This window comes from Xanthomonas cissicola (genome assembly GCF_008801575.1).
GTDB lineage: Bacteria > Pseudomonadota > Gammaproteobacteria > Xanthomonadales > Xanthomonadaceae > Xanthomonas > Xanthomonas cissicola.
Window position 1 is genome coordinate 107,160 of sequence record NZ_VZPL01000006.1, and the last position, 14,435, is coordinate 121,594.

Sequence of the window (14,435 nt, forward strand, 5' to 3'; positions counted from 1 at the left end):
ACGCGTTCGCCCCTGGCACGTGCTCATTCGATAGCCGGCCAGCAGATTGCGCCGCCGGTGCATGCGTTCTGCCGCGAAGACCGCAGCCGATGAAGCTGCGGGCAGCATGCTGGTGACAAGACCCCATCTCCACAAACAACCACGGCGGGCCGAAGCCCGCCGTGGTCTATTCTCGCCCAAGCTTATGCCTTACGCGGCTTCGCGTGGCTGTTGCACCTGCGGCTTGTCGTAGAAGCTGGCCGCACGCAACTCATGCGGATCGAAGTCGTCCACGGTGATGGTGTCCATCATGATCTCGCGCAGCTCTTCCAGCAGTTTGCGCTCTTCCATGCTGATCACGCCTTCTGCCACGGCTTCGTCCAGCTGCGCCGGGAAATCCAGCGCTTCGATGCCCTTGGTCTTGAGCGCCTTCAGGAACTTGCGCTCCACCGGTTCGGCCATCACCGCCTTGGTCAGGTAGCTGGCGATACGGCCGCCCGGATTGTTGGCGCACGGCGTGAGGAACACGCCCTTGGCCAGACGGTCGCGCGCCTCGTTGGGCGTCATCAACAGCGAAGCCACACGATGGCCGAGGCGGTCGCCAGGCGCTTCGGCGCGACGGCCCAACGGGAAGATCAGCACCCACATCAACCAGCCCACCGGGCGGATCGGGAAGTTGCGCAGCGCCGCCGACAGCGCGGTTTCGATCTTGTGCACGCTGTCGTGGAAGGCCCAGGCCAGCAGCGGCTGGTCGCTCGCCGGTGCGCCCTCGTCGTGATAACGCTTGAGGATCGCGCTGGTCATGTAGATATGGCTCAGCACATCGCCCAAGCGACCGGACAGCGACTCCTTGAACTTCAACTTGCCGCCCAGCATCAGCATCGAGACGTCGGCCATCAAGGCCAGGTTGGCCGAATAGCGATCCAGCTTGCGGAAGAACCGACGGGTATACGCATCGCCCGGCGCCGCACCGAGACGCGCACCGGTCAGGCCGAACCAGAACGAGCGCACCGCGTTGGAAATGCCGAAGCGGATATGACCGAACAGGCTCTGGTCGAACTGCTCCAGACCACGACGGGTATCGGGATCCTGCGCGGCCTGCATTTCCTTCAACACCCACGGATGGCACAGGATGGCGCCCTGGCCGAAGATCAGCAGGCTGCGGGTCATGATGTTGGCGCCTTCCACGGTCACGCCGATCGGCGCGGCCTGCCAGGCGCGGCCGGCGAAGTTGCGGGGCCCCAGGATGATGCCCTTGCCGCCGATCACGTCCATCATGTCGCTGACCACTTCGCGGCCCATGGTGGTGCAGTGGTACTTGGCAATCGCCGACGGCACCGACGGCACATCGCCGCGATCCACCGCTGCGGCCGTGGCCTGCGACAGCGCACTGATCGCATAGGCCTTGCCGCCGATACGGGCCAGCGCTTCTTCCACGCCCTCGAAACGGCCGACCGACAGGCCGAATTGCTTGCGGATACGCGCATACGCACCGGTGACCACCGCCGCGGCCTTGCTGCCGCCGCTAGCAGTGGAGGGCAGGGTGATCGAACGGCCAACAGCCAGACACTCGTTGAGCATGTTCCAGCCCTTGCCGACCATCTCCACGCCACCGATCAGCTGGCTCAGCGGGATGAACACCTCTTCGCCATGGATCGGGCCGTTCTGGAACGGCGAATTCAACGGGAAATGGCGGCGGCCGATTTCCACGCCCGGGGTTTCGCGCGGCAGCAGCGCCAGGGTGATGCCGATGTCCTTCTTGTCGCCAATCAGACCATCCGGATCGTAGGCGCGGAACGCCAGGCCGATCAGCGAGGCGACCGGTGCCAGGGTGATGTAGCGCTTGTCGAAGGTGAGCTTGACGCCCAGCACGTTGGCGCCATTCCACTCGCCCTTGCAAACGATGCCGTAATCCGGAATCGAGGTGGCATCGGAGCCGGCGAACGGACCGGTCAGGCCGAAGCACGGCACTTCCGCACCGACCGCCAGCCGCGGCAGGTAGTAGTCCTTCTGCTCGGGGGTGCCGTAATGCAGCAGCAGCTCACCGGGGCCGAGCGAGTTGGGCACGCCGACGGTGGAGCTGACCACGCTGGAGATCGAGGACAGCTTCTGGATCACCTTGTGGTGCGCCAGCGCGCTGAAACCCAGGCCGCCATACTGCTTGGGAATGATCATGCCGAAGAACTTGTTCTTCTTGATGAAGTCCCACAGCTCCGGCGGCAGGTCGGCGTGGACGTGGGTGATTTCCCAGTCGTTGATCATCTTGCATAGCTCTTCCACCGGGCCATCCAGGAAGGCCTGCTCTTCGGCGGTGAGTTGCGGCTTGGGATAGTTCAACAGCTTCTGCCAATCCGGATCGCCGGTGAACAGCTCGCCTTCGAAACCGACCGAGCCGGTTTCCAGTGCGATGCGCTCGGTCTGCGACAGCGGCGGCAGCACCTTGCGGAAGAAGCCCATCAGTGGCGTGGTCAGCAGCGGCTTGCGCAGGAACGGCAGCAGCACTGGTGCGGAGATCAGCACCACCAGCGCGGCGGCCACGATGGTGGCGGTGAGATTGGCACCCAGCAGCCAGCACGCCACCAGCACACAGGCGCTGATCGCAACCCACGTGGCAAGGCGCATCCGGTGATAGGCAGCGATACCCGCCGCCAGGATGACGAGGAGGAACGGTGCAATGATGCTCATGGTCTTGCTCCAGTGACATGCTCGGTAGTGTTGGACGCTGCGATGGTGCAAGCCGCCGGCAGTGCGTCCAGATAATGCAACACGGTGGCGGTAAACGTGGTGTTGTCGTCGCCTGCCAGCATGTGCGTGGCATGGGGCAGATGCACATGCTGCGCATGCGGCGCGATGGAGAGGAATTCGGCGATGTTGGCTGGCGTCACCAGATCGCTGCGTCCGCCGCTGATGAGCAGCATCGGGCAACGCACCTGTGCTGCCGCCTCCAGCAATGCATGCTGCTGGAGCTGGGCATCCTGGCCGGCCAGTTCGTCGACCAGGCGTGGATCCCAGTGCCAGCGCCAACGCCCATCGGCACGCTGCCGCAGCAATGCCTGCAGTTGGCCCGGCGTCTTGCGCGGCCGATGCGGCAGGTAGACGGCAATCGCATCGGCAGCCGCATCCAGCGATACAAAACCGTCCGGATGCGCGGTCATGAAACGCAGGATGCGCTCCACACCCGTGGTATCCCAGCGTGGTGTGATGTCGACCAGCACGATGGCACGAAACAGGCCTGGCCACCGCGCTTCGGCCAGTAGCCCGAACAAGCCCCCCATCGACGCAGCAACCAGCACTGGCGGCTCGGGCTGCTCGCCGGCCAGCACGATCAGATCGTCGGTGAACTGCGTTGCCGAGTAGGGAAGGCCCACCGCATTGGCGCTGGAATCGCCATGCCCGCGCGCGTCGTACGACAAGGTGCGGTAGCCCCTGTCAGCCAGCGTCGTGGCGGTCGCTTCCCAGGCATGTCGGGTCTGTCCAAAGCCATGCGCGAATACTACCGACGGCGCGTGTTCGCTACCCCGCATCGACACCGCGAGCACTGCATCGCCAGCGTTGACGCTGGACACGGACGCAGCGGAGGCAAGGCTAGCGGGCGAGATGACCATACTTAATGGTATGGATGCACGATGACTGCTGTCAATACTCAATCGTATGGACGGTTAGGCCACGGAATCATGGCGCTGATATGTCAATTTCGTGATGCATACTGCAACTGACACAAGCGTATGGTTAAATCGCGGCATGAACGACACCATCGACTCCAGCCTCACCACGCCCCGCGCCAGTTCCGGTCGCGGCAATCGCCTCAGCGCGGACGATTGGGCACAGGCCGCGCTCGACCTGATCGCCGAACAAGGGGTGGGCGCGGTTGCAGTCGAGCCGTTGGCGCGCCGGCTCGGCGTCACCAAAGGCAGCTTTTACTGGCACTTCCCCTCGCGCGATGCCCTGCTGCAGGCCGCCCTCGAGCGCTGGGAAATCTTCGAGCAAAAGGAAGTGTTCGGCAGCCTGGAAGACGTGCCCGACCCCAGCGCCCGCTTGCGCGCCTTGTTCCAGCTGGTTGCCCACGAAGTCAAACCGCACGTCATCTATAGCGAACTGCTCAAGGCACTCGATCACCCGGCCGTACGCCCGGTCATCGACCGCGTTTCGCAACGTCGCCTCGATTACCTCATCGCCTCGTTCCGCCAGGCCGGCCTTACCCGTACCGATGCCCAGCACCGCGCCCGCCTGGCCTACGCCGCCTATGTCGGCTTCCTGCAACTCTCACTGCAATTGCAACAGCCCAAGCCGGCCCGGGAAGATTTCGAAGCCTACGTCGAGCATGTGATCCAGACGTTGATTCCGGGGTGAGCAGACCATTGTAAGGCAAACGGATTTTCTGTTCGAATCTTGGCGCTCGCCAACAAAAAACGGCCCCTTGGGGCCGTTTTTTCATAACTTACTTTATTCCAATTTTAAATCAGAAACGCTGCTGATACTTCATGTACATGAAGCGACCAATGTCGTAGCCACCGTAATAGGAGTAGCCGGAGTTGGGCTGGCCATAAGCGGGTGCCGAATAGTGTTCGAAGATGTTGTTCGCACCGACGGCAACTGTTGCGTTCCACGGAAGGGCATAAGCCACTTGCAGATCGTGGAAGGTGTTGGAGCCGAGCTCGTTCATGCCAACAGTTGCGCCCTGGAACTCGGGAGCAGTGAAGTCAGGCAGGCTGCAGCGATCGGCGGCGAAGCAACGCTCCTTGGTACGCGAGTAGTAACGCGCGCTCCAGGTCACGGACCAATCGTCCCACTGCCAGTTCACCGAAAGGTTGGAGCGGACGCGGAAGTTGCCGCCGAATCCGTTCTGCTGGCTTGGCGGATTGCTGGTGTTGTCGGCCTTCAGTTCGTTCTTGGACACATAGGTGTTCAACAGCGAGGTGGTGAAGTTGCCCCACTGCGTCTCGAAGCGATAATTCAGATCGAAGTCGAAGCCTTCGGTCTCAACATAGCCCGCATTGCGCAGGCCGAACGACAGGCTGGTGATGTTGCCCGCTGCGTTACGGGTAAAGCCCACGCAACGCGACTCGATACCGCGCAGGTAGCAATCGTCCAGCAGGTCGGTCGGCGTGTCGCCAACGATGGTGTTTTCGATGCGGATATTCCACCAATCCAGCGAGGCGTTGAGGCCGGTGATGAAACCGGGGCTCCACACCAGGCCAAGCGTCTTGGAGGTCGAGGTTTCCGGGGTCAGCGTAGGAGTCGAGCCGGAAACGAACGGCACATTCGTCTGTTCGCCAGGGCCCGGTGCGGGAGCGACGCCCGACGCATTGAGCTGACGGAAACCAGCCGGCACATCAGCCAGGCAGCGTGCATTGCCGGCAGCCGGGCCGAACGAGGTATCGCACGGATCGGTGTAGTTCTCGAAGCTCTGCGACAGGCCGCCGAACAAGTCTGCAACGGTCGGCGCGCGGAAACCTTCCGACCATGTACCACGCACCAGCACGGACTCGAACGGCTTCCACTTGAATCCGAACTTGCTGTTGGTCGTATTGCCAAAGGTGTCGTAATCCGAATAACGCGTTGCCAACGTGACGCTCAATTCCTTGGCGCCGGGAAGGTCCGCCAGCAACGGAACCTGCAACTCGGCATAGACTTCGTTGAGGTTGTAGCCACCGCGGGTCGGGCCGGCGGCCAGATCCGTCGAGATACCCGTCTGTGCGAGTGCATCTGGCGAGAACGAGCCGGTTTCTTCGCGACGTTCCACGCCAACCGCTACGCCCAGGTCGCCAGCTGGCAGCGAGGCCAGGATGCCGGAAACGCTTGCGAAGTAGTTCTTGGTGGTGGTTTCGGACAGCGCCTGGCCGGGCTGATACAGGTAAGCCTGGACGTTGGGGTCGTTCAAGCCATTCGGCGCGTTGTAGCCGAACGGAACCAGCGGATTCCAGGGCGTGCATGCCCCGGGGCCGGAGCCGAGGGTAATCGGGTTCGCGGCGGTGCCGCACTGTGCCACACCCTCGGAATTGATGAAGGACGGACCGGTGGCCTGGCCGACGGCATAGGTATTGAGATTACCAGTGCTGATCTGCGTGCCTTTATTCTGGTTGTAAAGGAAGCCCGCTTCCCAATCCCAGTATTTCTCGCCGAAATTGAAATTACCGCTAAACTTGCCCGTGAATCGCGAGGTGGTCAAATTGTTCTGAACTTCGCGCGGAACTTCCCAGCCACGCCGGACATATTGAACAGCCTGCGGGGCGACGCCTGCAGGCAGAGTGCCGGTCGCCTGATTACCCAGCGGATTGAAGACGCTGTCGATGGACAGGCCGCCGCTGCTCAGGTCGAAATTGGCGCTCTGCATCGGATAGCCGGCGTTCTGTGCGAACGACTCGCGGTCGGTGTACAGAACGCTGGTGTCGAACGCGACATTGTCGGTGAAATCGAAGTGCCCATTGAGGAACGCCGATTTGCGCTTGATGCCGCTGTAAACCGTGGATGCCAGCGAGGGATTGGAGGTGTCGGTGCCGTTGAGCGCGCGATAGCTGGAAAAGTCAGCCGGATCCAGCCCAGCAACGTCGCGGCGCAGCGTGCGCGTCGAGGTGCCGCCTGCAGCATTGGTATAAGCAAAACGACCAAATTCAGTGGTTCCCGAAAGACCGCCCGGACGCGGATCGGTCTTTTCCCCAGTCGGGAATCGGGCGCGGCTGAACCAGCGGTTGCGTGCCCAGACCGGGTCTTCGTTGGTGTATTCGACGCCGGCGGTCAGCGAGCCGCGATCACCACGGAAGCCCATCGTGAAGTCGTACACGTCGCGCTGACCGTCGCCCTGGCCCCACTGGCCAATGTAGACGTTCGCTTCGGCGCCTTCGAAATCCTTGCGGGTGATGATGTTGATCACGCCTGCAATCGCGTCGGAACCGTAGATCGTGGATGCGCCGTCCTTCAGGACTTCGATGCGCTCAACCATGACGGCCGGGATCGAGGCAACGTCCTGCAGGCCGCCGTTGGTGATGCCGAGGCGGTGGCCGTCAACCAGGACCAAGGTACGGTTGGCACCCAGGTTGCGCAGGTCGATGTAGTAACCACCGACGTTTTCGCCGGAGCTCAGCGGCGAGGTGCGGCTGATGGCCGGCGAGCCCGCGGTCGGAATGTTCTGCAGGATGTCCGCAACCGACTTGAAGCCCTGCTTTTCGATCTGATCCCTGCTGATTAGCAGCACCGGCTGGGCTGTCTCGCTATCGACCTGGCGGATACGCGAACCCGTCACCTCGATCTTGTCGAGATTCGTAGTGCCGGCTTCCTGGGCGATGGCGGTGCCGGTACCGCCCACACCCACGACGAGCGCGAGGACAACTGCATCGCGCAGCTTGTTGGACTTGCAATTCATTAGCTCTCTCTCCAAGTGATCTTGGGTACTGCCAAGGGTTGTTTTGCCTGCCGGGGGTTCCGAAAAAAGCGGATCCAAAACGTCAGGGTGAACCGATGGTATATGCGTTGCGAGAGAAATTAAAGTCCCGTTAACGAAAAAGAAGAAGGTTGTGAAAGTGGCAGCCTGGCGCTCTATCCACAACGAAAAACGCCACCGACTGTGGGCCGATGGCGTCTAGATAAATGCTTTGGAATCAGTCGGTTACAGGTCTTGCTCGTATCTGACGTACGGAACCGTACCGTCGCTGTTGCTCTCGTTGCTTGGCGCGAACGGGTTCTTACCGCGGGAAATGACGTTCTCGGCGCCAACGGTGAGCTGGCCGCTCCAGGGAGTGCGCCAGGTCAGGCCCAGGCCCAGGCCTTCCCATTTTTCGGGCTGGCCGGGGACGTCGACAACGCGGCCGATGACGTTGGCGCTGAAAGCGCCATAGCCGCCGCCAACGCTCAAGGTCTTGCTGTCCCACTGATCGGCAATGGCCGGGGACACGTCGGCCAGCGGCACCAGGCGTGCGCGCGCATACGTGCCGCCGATCGAAACAAAGCCTTCGCGACCGATGTTCTTCTGCCCAAAAACGGTGAGGTCGTTTTGCTCGACACGCGTCAACGGGGCCTTGCCGGCACCGATCAGCCAGGCGGGCAGGGTGTCGCGGCCGGTGCCGGCGGTGACGCCAACCCGGCCACCGCCGCGATTGAAGCCCAGCGTGCCGGACACGCGGCGCGAGGCAGCCGCGCTGTCTTCTTCGTCATCGCCGATGCCTGCAAGCAGGCAATGGCTGGCAAGACCGCTGATATTGGTGCCGCGGCTGCTGTTGCAGAGCAGGCCAAGCGAGTCGCCGGAGCTCAGGCCGAACGCGGCATCGAGCGAGTTGCGACCGAAATGCCAGCGCGCACCGGCTTTCTGCTCGCCGGTCGGCTCCAGGTACAAAAAGGCCTCCACCTTGCCGCTGCCCTTGTTCCACACCGGCAGGATGGTGCTTTCGCGCAACTGCTGCGCCGACTGCGCGTGCACGCCTGTGGCCGCCGCAAGGGCAACCATCAAAGCTAGCGGGAGGCGCAGTAGATATCGCATACCAAGGTCAGACCCAGGGGCAGTTGTTAAGTTCCCGAGAGCGGGCAGGTAGGATGCTAGGGTGTTTATGATTATTTAACAAGTGGTCGCGTCCCCCCAAGAACGCAACCGTCATCCTATCTATTGCAACCTTTCTGGCGCTTCCTGCGAGGGCTGCGCCGCGTTGAAAAGTACGTCCAGCGCGGTCAACGGAAAGTGATACTCACGGCCGCAGAATTCGCAACGCACCTCGACTTCGCCCGTTGCCTCGGCGGCCGCGCGCGCCTCTTCCTCGCCTAGCGATTGCAGCATCGAGGCGACCCGCTCGCGCGAACAGGAGCAGCCGAAGCTGAGCGGTTTGCTGCCGAGCAACTGCGGCTCTTCCTCGTGGAACAGACGGTGCAGCAGGTCCTGGCCGGCGACCGAGAGCAGCTCCGGTGCGCCCAGGGTGTCGAACAGGGCGCCAATCCGGGTCCAGCCATCGGTGTCGCCTTCGTCGCCGGGGAGCTTCTGCAACAGCAGGCCGGCGGCCTGATCCGGGCCAGCGGCCAGCAGCAAGCGCGTCGGCAACTGTTCGGACTGCTGGAAATAGGTTTCGAACGCTTCGGCCAGGTCCGGTGCCTGCATGCCGACCAGACTCTGGTAGCGCTGCGGCTCGCGCGGGTCCAGGCCGGGGTTCTCGATGGTGATCGCCAGCAGCGCGGCCTCGCCCAGTTCGCGCAGGTCGGTCGGCGCATCCGCGCCCTCGGCCAACTGCACGATGCCGCGCAAGGTGCCGGCCGCGGTGCATTCGGCAAACAGGGTGCGCAGGATGTCGTTGCCGCGCAGTTGCACCGACAGGCGCCCGTCGACCTTGGTGTGGCCGGTGAACAGTGCAGCGGCCACCGCGGCTTCGCCGAGCAGTTGGCGCGCGGCGGGCGGATACTCGGCGGCCCCCTGGATGTCGTGCCAGGCCTTGGTCAGGCGCACATGGACGCCGCGCACGCCAGCGGCGGGCAGCAGGAAACGGGAAAGCTGATCGTGATCGGTCATGGAAACATCGGGCGTAAGGGACGCTGGTTGCCGGATAATGCGGCGGGCATCGGGATTGAAGGTCGTAGCGAACAATGGGGACGGATGCATGGGATGGCAAGCAGGCGGCGCCACCGCGGCGCGCGCGGCGCTGGTTGCGCTGGCTGATGGCGGCACCGCTGCTATTTGCAGCGGCGAGCGTGCTGCAGGTGCTGATCTTGCGGGTGGTCGATCCGCCGATCAGCAGCATGATGGCGGGGCGTTACCTGGAAGCCTGGGGCGAGGGCGACTGGAGCTTTTCGCTGCATCGGCAGTGGCGTGATTACGACAAGATCGCCGCAAGCCTGCCGATTTCGGTGGTGGCCGCGGAGGATCAGCAGTTTCCGATGCACCATGGTTTCGATCTACAGGCGATCGAGAAGGCGCGCGATCACAATGCCCGCGGTGGACGCGTGCGCGGCGCCAGCACCATCAGCCAGCAGGTCGCCAAGAATGTGTTCCTTTGGCAGGAGCGCAGCTGGGTGCGCAAGGGCCTGGAAGCCTGGTACACGGTGTTGATCGAGCTGTTCTGGCCGAAGCAACGCATCCTGGAGATGTATCTCAACGTGGCCGAATTCGGCGACGGGGTGTATGGCGCGCAAGCGGCTGCGCAGCAGTTCTGGAGCAAGGATGCGGCAGGCTTGTCGCCGAGCGAATCGGCACGCCTGGCGGCGGTGTTGCCATCGCCACGGCGCTATGACGCGCGTCGTCCGGGCGCATTCGTGCAGCGACGTGCGGGGTGGATCCAGCGACAGGCGCGCCAGTTGGGCGGCCCTGCCTATCTGCAGGCGCCCTGACGGTGAGCGCCATCGCCACTGCCCAGTTGCCGGTTGCGTCCGAACGCCTGACGGTGCTCATCGCGGCCTTCAATGAAGAAACCAGCATTCCCCTGCTGCATCCGCGCCTGTGCGCGGTGTTGGCGCAGCTGCCTGCACTGCAGACGCACGTGCTGTATGTCGACGACGGCAGCACCGATGGCACCTGGGAGGTGTTGCATGCGCTGACCGAGGCGGATGCGCAGGTGAGTGCGGTGCGGCTGTCGCGTAATTTCGGCAAGGAAGTGGCGATTTCTGCCGGACTGGACCATGTGCTGCCGGGGGCTGTGGTGTTGCTCGATGCCGATGGCCAGGATCCACCGGAACTGATCCCGGAATTCGTTGCGTTGTGGCGTGGCGGCTACGACAACATCTTCGGTACGCGGGTCATTCGCGAGGGCGAGAGTTGGCTCAAACGTGGCGCTGCGCATGCGTTTTATCGTGTGATAAGGCGCTTGTCGCGCACCCCGATTCCTGCCGATACCGGTGATTTCCGCTTGCTGTCGCCACGTGTCGTGCAAGCCTTGCAGCAGCTGCGCGAACGCCACCGTTTCATGAAGGGGCTCTTCGGTTGGGTCGGGTTTCGCCAGGTGGCGCTGCCGTATCGGCGTGAGCCGCGTCTGTCCGGACACAGCAAGTTCACGGTCTGGCGGCTGTGGAATTTCGCACTCGATGGCATTACCAGTTTTTCCACCGTGCCGCTGCGCGCGGCCACGTATCTGGGCCTGCTTACCGCGCTGCTGGCATTCCTGTTCGGTGCCTGGGTCGTCATCAAGGCTGCGCTGGTGGGCGACCCCGTGGCCGGTTGGCCGACGCTGATGTCGGTGATCCTGTTTCTGGGGGGCGTTCAGCTGATTGCTCTGGGCCTGATTGGCGAATACCTGGGCCGCTTGTACGACGAGGCCAAGCAGCGCCCGTTGTATCTGGTCGATACCCACCGCGGCGCGGTAGGAGTAGGCTGCGATCACCAGAGCAAGCGCGGAGCGGGCCATGCAGACCGTACGACAGCTGTTGGGGACCAAGCAGGTTGAGGTATTTGCCGTTGCCGCCGATGCCGCGGTGATCGAGGCGATTCGCCTGATGGCCGAGAAGGCCATCGGCGCGGTCCTGGTGATGGAAGGGCCGCGCTTGGTCGGCATCGTCTCCGAGCGCGATTACGCGCGCAAGGTGGTACTGCGCGATCGCTCGTCTTCTACGACCAGCGTCGCGCAGATCATGAGCGCCGAGGTGGTGACAGTGTCGCCGTCGGACACGGTGGAGCGCTGCATGCAACTGATGACCGACGGACGCTTTCGCCATCTGCCGGTGGTCGAGAACGGCCGCGTGCAAGGCGTGATTTCGATTGGCGACCTGGTCAAGGCGGTGATCGAAGCGCAGCGACAGGATATCGACCAGCTGCAGCGTTACATCGCCAGCTGACGCTGCGCTGCATTACTGCGCGTATTTGCCGCCGCAATCGCTGTCTTTGCCCGGGCCCGGTTCGAAGGTTGCCAGCAGGGCAGCCGGTGGTGCGATGCTGCCGAGTGCGACCGCGATCGCGCCGCGCACGCCTAGCGCCTTGAAGTCGGGGCGGAAGCTTGGGTCCTTGAAAGTGCCGCCGATCCGCAACGGCGAGCGCAGGCTGAGGATGCTTCGATCTTTCGGGCGCGGGCGCAGCAGCAGATCGAGTGTTTCGTTCTTGAGGCTGATGTTGCCTTCGCCGACGATGATCGTGTCGGTGCTATCGAAAGCCAGTGCCCGCGACTGCATCAGCCCGTCCTGTACGCCGAAGTCGCCGAAGATGCAGCGCACGGGAATCTGGCGGTCCTTGGTGAGCAGGTATTTCAGCGATTCGGCGATGTCCAGGCCGGCCAGCTCCATGATCAGGTTGCCGACATGGCCGCGGCCCATGCCGACGCCGATGCTGCCATCGGCGCTGCCGAGCATCGCGGCGATGGAGTTGCCGCGGCCACGCAGATCCAGCTCGCCGCCGATCGCCCCCGAGGCCTGCTTGGCGAGCGTGGCATCGGGAAACAGCTGATCCAGACGAATGCCGCGAATGCTGGCCTTCAGTTGGGTGGTGATGACTGCTTTGCGCGCGTCCATGCCGATGGTGGAGCGAATATCGCCGCCGGCGACGCCGAAGTTCAATGGATCCAGCCGCAGCAGGCCGTCCTTCAACGTCAACGAGGCATCCATGTCGTCCAGTGGCCAGGACGGTGCGTTGATGCGCTGTGCGCGCCAACGCACCTGCGCGTCCATCGCGCGCAATTTGGACAGGTCGTACGGCGTTGTCGGCAGAACGCGCGCGCTGGTGGCAAGCTGCGCGGCCTGCTTTTTCTGCTCGGCGTTTGCCGATTCGTTGGTTCCGGTCTTGGGCGGCGCGCCAACGAAACCGGCCAGGTCGTCGAAATCCAGTCGTTTGGAAGCCAGGTCTGCGCGCAGGAACGGGCGCTTGTTGCGCAGGTCGATTTCTGCAGTGCCGGAAAGATCACTGTCGCCGGCAGTGCCGGTGAACTTTTCATAGCGCCAGACATCGCCATCGCGGCGCAAGCGGCCGTCCAGCTTGTAAGGAGGCGTAGATGGCATCGCAACGCCGATCAGCGGATAGAGGTCTTCCATATCCTGGCCGCTGAGCGCCATCTGCAGGTCGAACACCCGGAACTGGAATGGATTGGTCAACGTGCCGCGCACATGCGTCCGCGTGGCGCCCGCGCTGCCGCGCAGATCGATGCGGAAAGGATGTTCGCTTTGGCTCAATTCCAGCGGCGAGGCGGTATTGCCCTTGAGCGAGAATGGGTAGCCTTTCCAGCGGCCCTCACCGTCGATGCCGATCGGTGCGGCGCGCTGGTCGCTGCTGGGCGGTGCCAGGCTGTTGATGGCCACATCCACATCCGAGCGGGTGGCATCGTCGATATATTGCAGCCGCCCGTTGGTAACCAACAGGCGGCCCAGGCGCGGCATGCTCCCGTCGCCATCGCTCTTGTCGAAGACCCAGTTACCGGGATGGCTGTCGTTGCCGGCTTCCAGCAACAGCGTGGGGTGCTCCAGCCGGATCTCCGGCAACCGCAGCTTGCCGCGCAGCAGTGGCCAGAATTCGACATCGATCTCTGCCGCATTCAGTTCTGCCATTGCGCCGCGCTTGGACCACGATGCATTGCCCAGGCTCAATCGCTCGCCACGCACCGTGGTGATACGGCCCAGATCGACATCCAGATGACCGAGATGAAATTCGCGCCCGGTCTTCGCACTGACTGCGCGTTCGACCGGCCCGCGTAACCAGTTCCAGTCGAACAGCAGGACGAAGATCGCCACGAGCGCAGCAACGATGCCGAGTCCGATCCACCAGCGGCGACGGCGCGATACGCGGGCGGGCGAAGCAGCGGGAGAGGAGGGCACGTTATTCACGTGCGCAATGGTTGGCGATGGCTCGTGCACGGCGCGCGAACGCGGTGTTGGTCACAGATCACATCACCTGCGCAATCACCGCAACGAAGTGGCAGGCGCTACCGGCGAGCACGAACAGATGCCAGATGGCGTGGAAGTAACGCTGGGTGTCGCGTTGGTAGAAATACGTGCCCAAGGTGTAGAAGAGCCCGCCAGCCAGCAGCCAGCACAGCGACCAGGTGTCGACAGAGCGCAGCAGCGGCTCGATGGCCACGATGATCAGCCAGCCCATCGCCAGATACAGCACCGTCGAGAGCAATCGAAAGCGACCGGTAAAAAACAGTTTGAAGATCACCCCGGCGGCGGCGATCGTCCAGATGGCGGCGAACAATCCCCAGCCCCACGGGCCGCGTAGATTGATCAACGTAAACGGTGTGTAGGTGCCGGCGATCAGCAGATAGATCGCGCAATGATCGAGCACCTGCAGGCGCGCCTTGGCGCCCGGATGCGGAATGGCATGGAACAGCGTGGAGGCGACGTAGAGCAATACCAGCGTGGCACTGAACACGATGGCGGTGGCCAGTTGCCAGCCATCGCCATAGATGGCGGCCAGCGTGATCAGCACCGAACCACCGGCCAGTGCGGCAATCGCCCCCAGGCCGTGCGTGACGGCGCTGGCGATTTCGTCGCGCAAGTCGGTCGAGGGGGAGGCGTCTGCGTTCATGCCAAAAAGGTACCGCAATTGCGAGCAATTCGCATCGCCAGCGGTCCCGCAC

Annotated in this window: 11 protein-coding genes; 4 read left to right on the plus strand and 7 right to left on the minus strand. The window is 63.2% G+C overall.

Features of this window, described 5'->3' with window-relative positions:
• Positions 1 to 189 precede the first annotated feature (189 nt).
• Both F7R02_RS04380 and F7R02_RS04385 read right to left on the minus strand, forming a co-directional pair.
• The gene (locus F7R02_RS04380) at positions 190 to 2,664 is read right to left on the minus strand and encodes an acyl-CoA dehydrogenase (RefSeq protein WP_005919044.1); all 2,475 of its coding nucleotides are present in this window, start codon (positions 2,662 to 2,664) and stop codon (positions 190 to 192) included.
• A complete protein-coding gene (locus tag F7R02_RS04385) occupies positions 2,661 to 3,584 on the minus strand; it encodes an alpha/beta fold hydrolase (RefSeq protein ID WP_016849240.1) in 924 nt (307 codons plus the stop codon). Before F7R02_RS04385 ends, F7R02_RS04380 begins: the two co-directional genes overlap by 4 nt.
• Before the next feature lie 136 nt (positions 3,585 to 3,720).
• Here F7R02_RS04385 and F7R02_RS04390 point away from each other — a divergent pair, with 136 nt between their 5' ends.
• Entirely contained in the window at positions 3,721 to 4,329 is a 609-nt protein-coding gene (locus tag F7R02_RS04390; protein ID WP_003482399.1) for a TetR/AcrR family transcriptional regulator, read from the plus strand.
• A gap of 109 nt (positions 4,330 to 4,438) precedes the next feature.
• Here the strand turns inward: F7R02_RS04390 and F7R02_RS04395 are convergent, their stop codons facing one another.
• The 3 genes from F7R02_RS04395 to hslO form a co-directional block, all read right to left on the minus strand.
• Positions 4,439 to 7,339 carry a TonB-dependent receptor domain-containing protein gene (locus tag F7R02_RS04395; RefSeq protein WP_005919049.1) on the minus strand — a complete coding sequence of 967 codons (2,901 nt, stop codon included), beginning with the start codon at positions 7,337 to 7,339 and terminating at the stop codon, positions 4,439 to 4,441.
• Positions 7,340 to 7,582: 243 nt separating this feature from the next.
• Positions 7,583 to 8,416, minus strand: coding sequence for an XOO1806 family protein (locus F7R02_RS04400; protein ID WP_003482392.1), 834 nt, complete (start codon positions 8,414 to 8,416; stop codon positions 7,583 to 7,585).
• A 153-nt stretch (positions 8,417 to 8,569) separates the two neighbouring features.
• Positions 8,570 to 9,460 (minus strand): Hsp33 family molecular chaperone HslO, encoded by an 891-nt coding sequence (hslO, locus tag F7R02_RS04405; RefSeq protein ID WP_007967963.1) that lies wholly within the window; start codon positions 9,458 to 9,460, stop codon positions 8,570 to 8,572.
• Between the two features lie 74 nt (positions 9,461 to 9,534).
• On the opposite strand from hslO, the gene mtgA reads away from it, so the two are divergent.
• From mtgA to F7R02_RS04420, 3 genes are read left to right on the plus strand one after another with little or no spacing between them, the layout of a single operon-like run.
• Complete coding sequence (gene mtgA / locus F7R02_RS04410; protein ID WP_033484322.1) at positions 9,535 to 10,275, plus strand: monofunctional biosynthetic peptidoglycan transglycosylase; 741 nt, start codon at positions 9,535 to 9,537, stop codon at positions 10,273 to 10,275.
• Between the two features lie 2 nt (positions 10,276 to 10,277).
• Positions 10,278 to 11,324 (plus strand): glycosyltransferase family 2 protein, encoded by a 1,047-nt coding sequence (locus F7R02_RS04415; RefSeq protein ID WP_078590247.1) that lies wholly within the window; start codon positions 10,278 to 10,280, stop codon positions 11,322 to 11,324.
• Positions 11,284 to 11,712, plus strand: coding sequence for a CBS domain-containing protein (locus F7R02_RS04420; RefSeq protein WP_078590248.1), 429 nt, complete (start codon positions 11,284 to 11,286; stop codon positions 11,710 to 11,712). Before F7R02_RS04415 ends, F7R02_RS04420 begins: the two co-directional genes overlap by 41 nt.
• A 12-nt stretch (positions 11,713 to 11,724) precedes the next feature.
• Here the strand turns inward: F7R02_RS04420 and F7R02_RS04425 are convergent, their stop codons facing one another.
• Positions 11,725 to 13,680 (minus strand): AsmA family protein, encoded by a 1,956-nt coding sequence (locus F7R02_RS04425; protein WP_078590249.1) that lies wholly within the window; start codon positions 13,678 to 13,680, stop codon positions 11,725 to 11,727.
• A gap of 58 nt (positions 13,681 to 13,738) precedes the next feature.
• Positions 13,739 to 14,383 carry a PAQR family membrane homeostasis protein TrhA gene (trhA, locus tag F7R02_RS04430; protein WP_003482378.1) on the minus strand — a complete coding sequence of 215 codons (645 nt, stop codon included), beginning with the start codon at positions 14,381 to 14,383 and terminating at the stop codon, positions 13,739 to 13,741.
• Between the last annotated feature and the right edge of the window lie 52 nt (positions 14,384 to 14,435).

Bases quoted from the DNA above. Each gene is read 5' to 3' on its own strand.
- F7R02_RS04390 (WP_003482399.1), top strand. From the start codon at position 3,721: ATGAACGACACCATCGACTCCAGCCTCACCACGCCCCGCGCCAGTTCC.
- F7R02_RS04385 (WP_016849240.1), bottom strand. From the start codon at position 3,584: ATGGTCATCTCGCCCGCTAGCCTTGCCTCCGCTGCGTCCGTGTCCAGC.
- F7R02_RS04395 (WP_005919049.1), bottom strand. From the start codon at position 7,339: ATGAATTGCAAGTCCAACAAGCTGCGCGATGCAGTTGTCCTCGCGCTC.
- mtgA (WP_033484322.1), top strand. From the start codon at position 9,535: ATGGGGACGGATGCATGGGATGGCAAGCAGGCGGCGCCACCGCGGCGC.
- F7R02_RS04380 (WP_005919044.1), bottom strand. From the start codon at position 2,664: ATGAGCATCATTGCACCGTTCCTCCTCGTCATCCTGGCGGCGGGTATC.
- F7R02_RS04420 (WP_078590248.1), top strand. From the start codon at position 11,284: ATGCAGACCGTACGACAGCTGTTGGGGACCAAGCAGGTTGAGGTATTT.
- trhA (WP_003482378.1), bottom strand. From the start codon at position 14,383: ATGAACGCAGACGCCTCCCCCTCGACCGACTTGCGCGACGAAATCGCC.
- hslO (WP_007967963.1), bottom strand. From the start codon at position 9,460: ATGACCGATCACGATCAGCTTTCCCGTTTCCTGCTGCCCGCCGCTGGC.
- F7R02_RS04400 (WP_003482392.1), bottom strand. From the start codon at position 8,416: ATGGTTGCCCTTGCGGCGGCCACAGGCGTGCACGCGCAGTCGGCGCAG.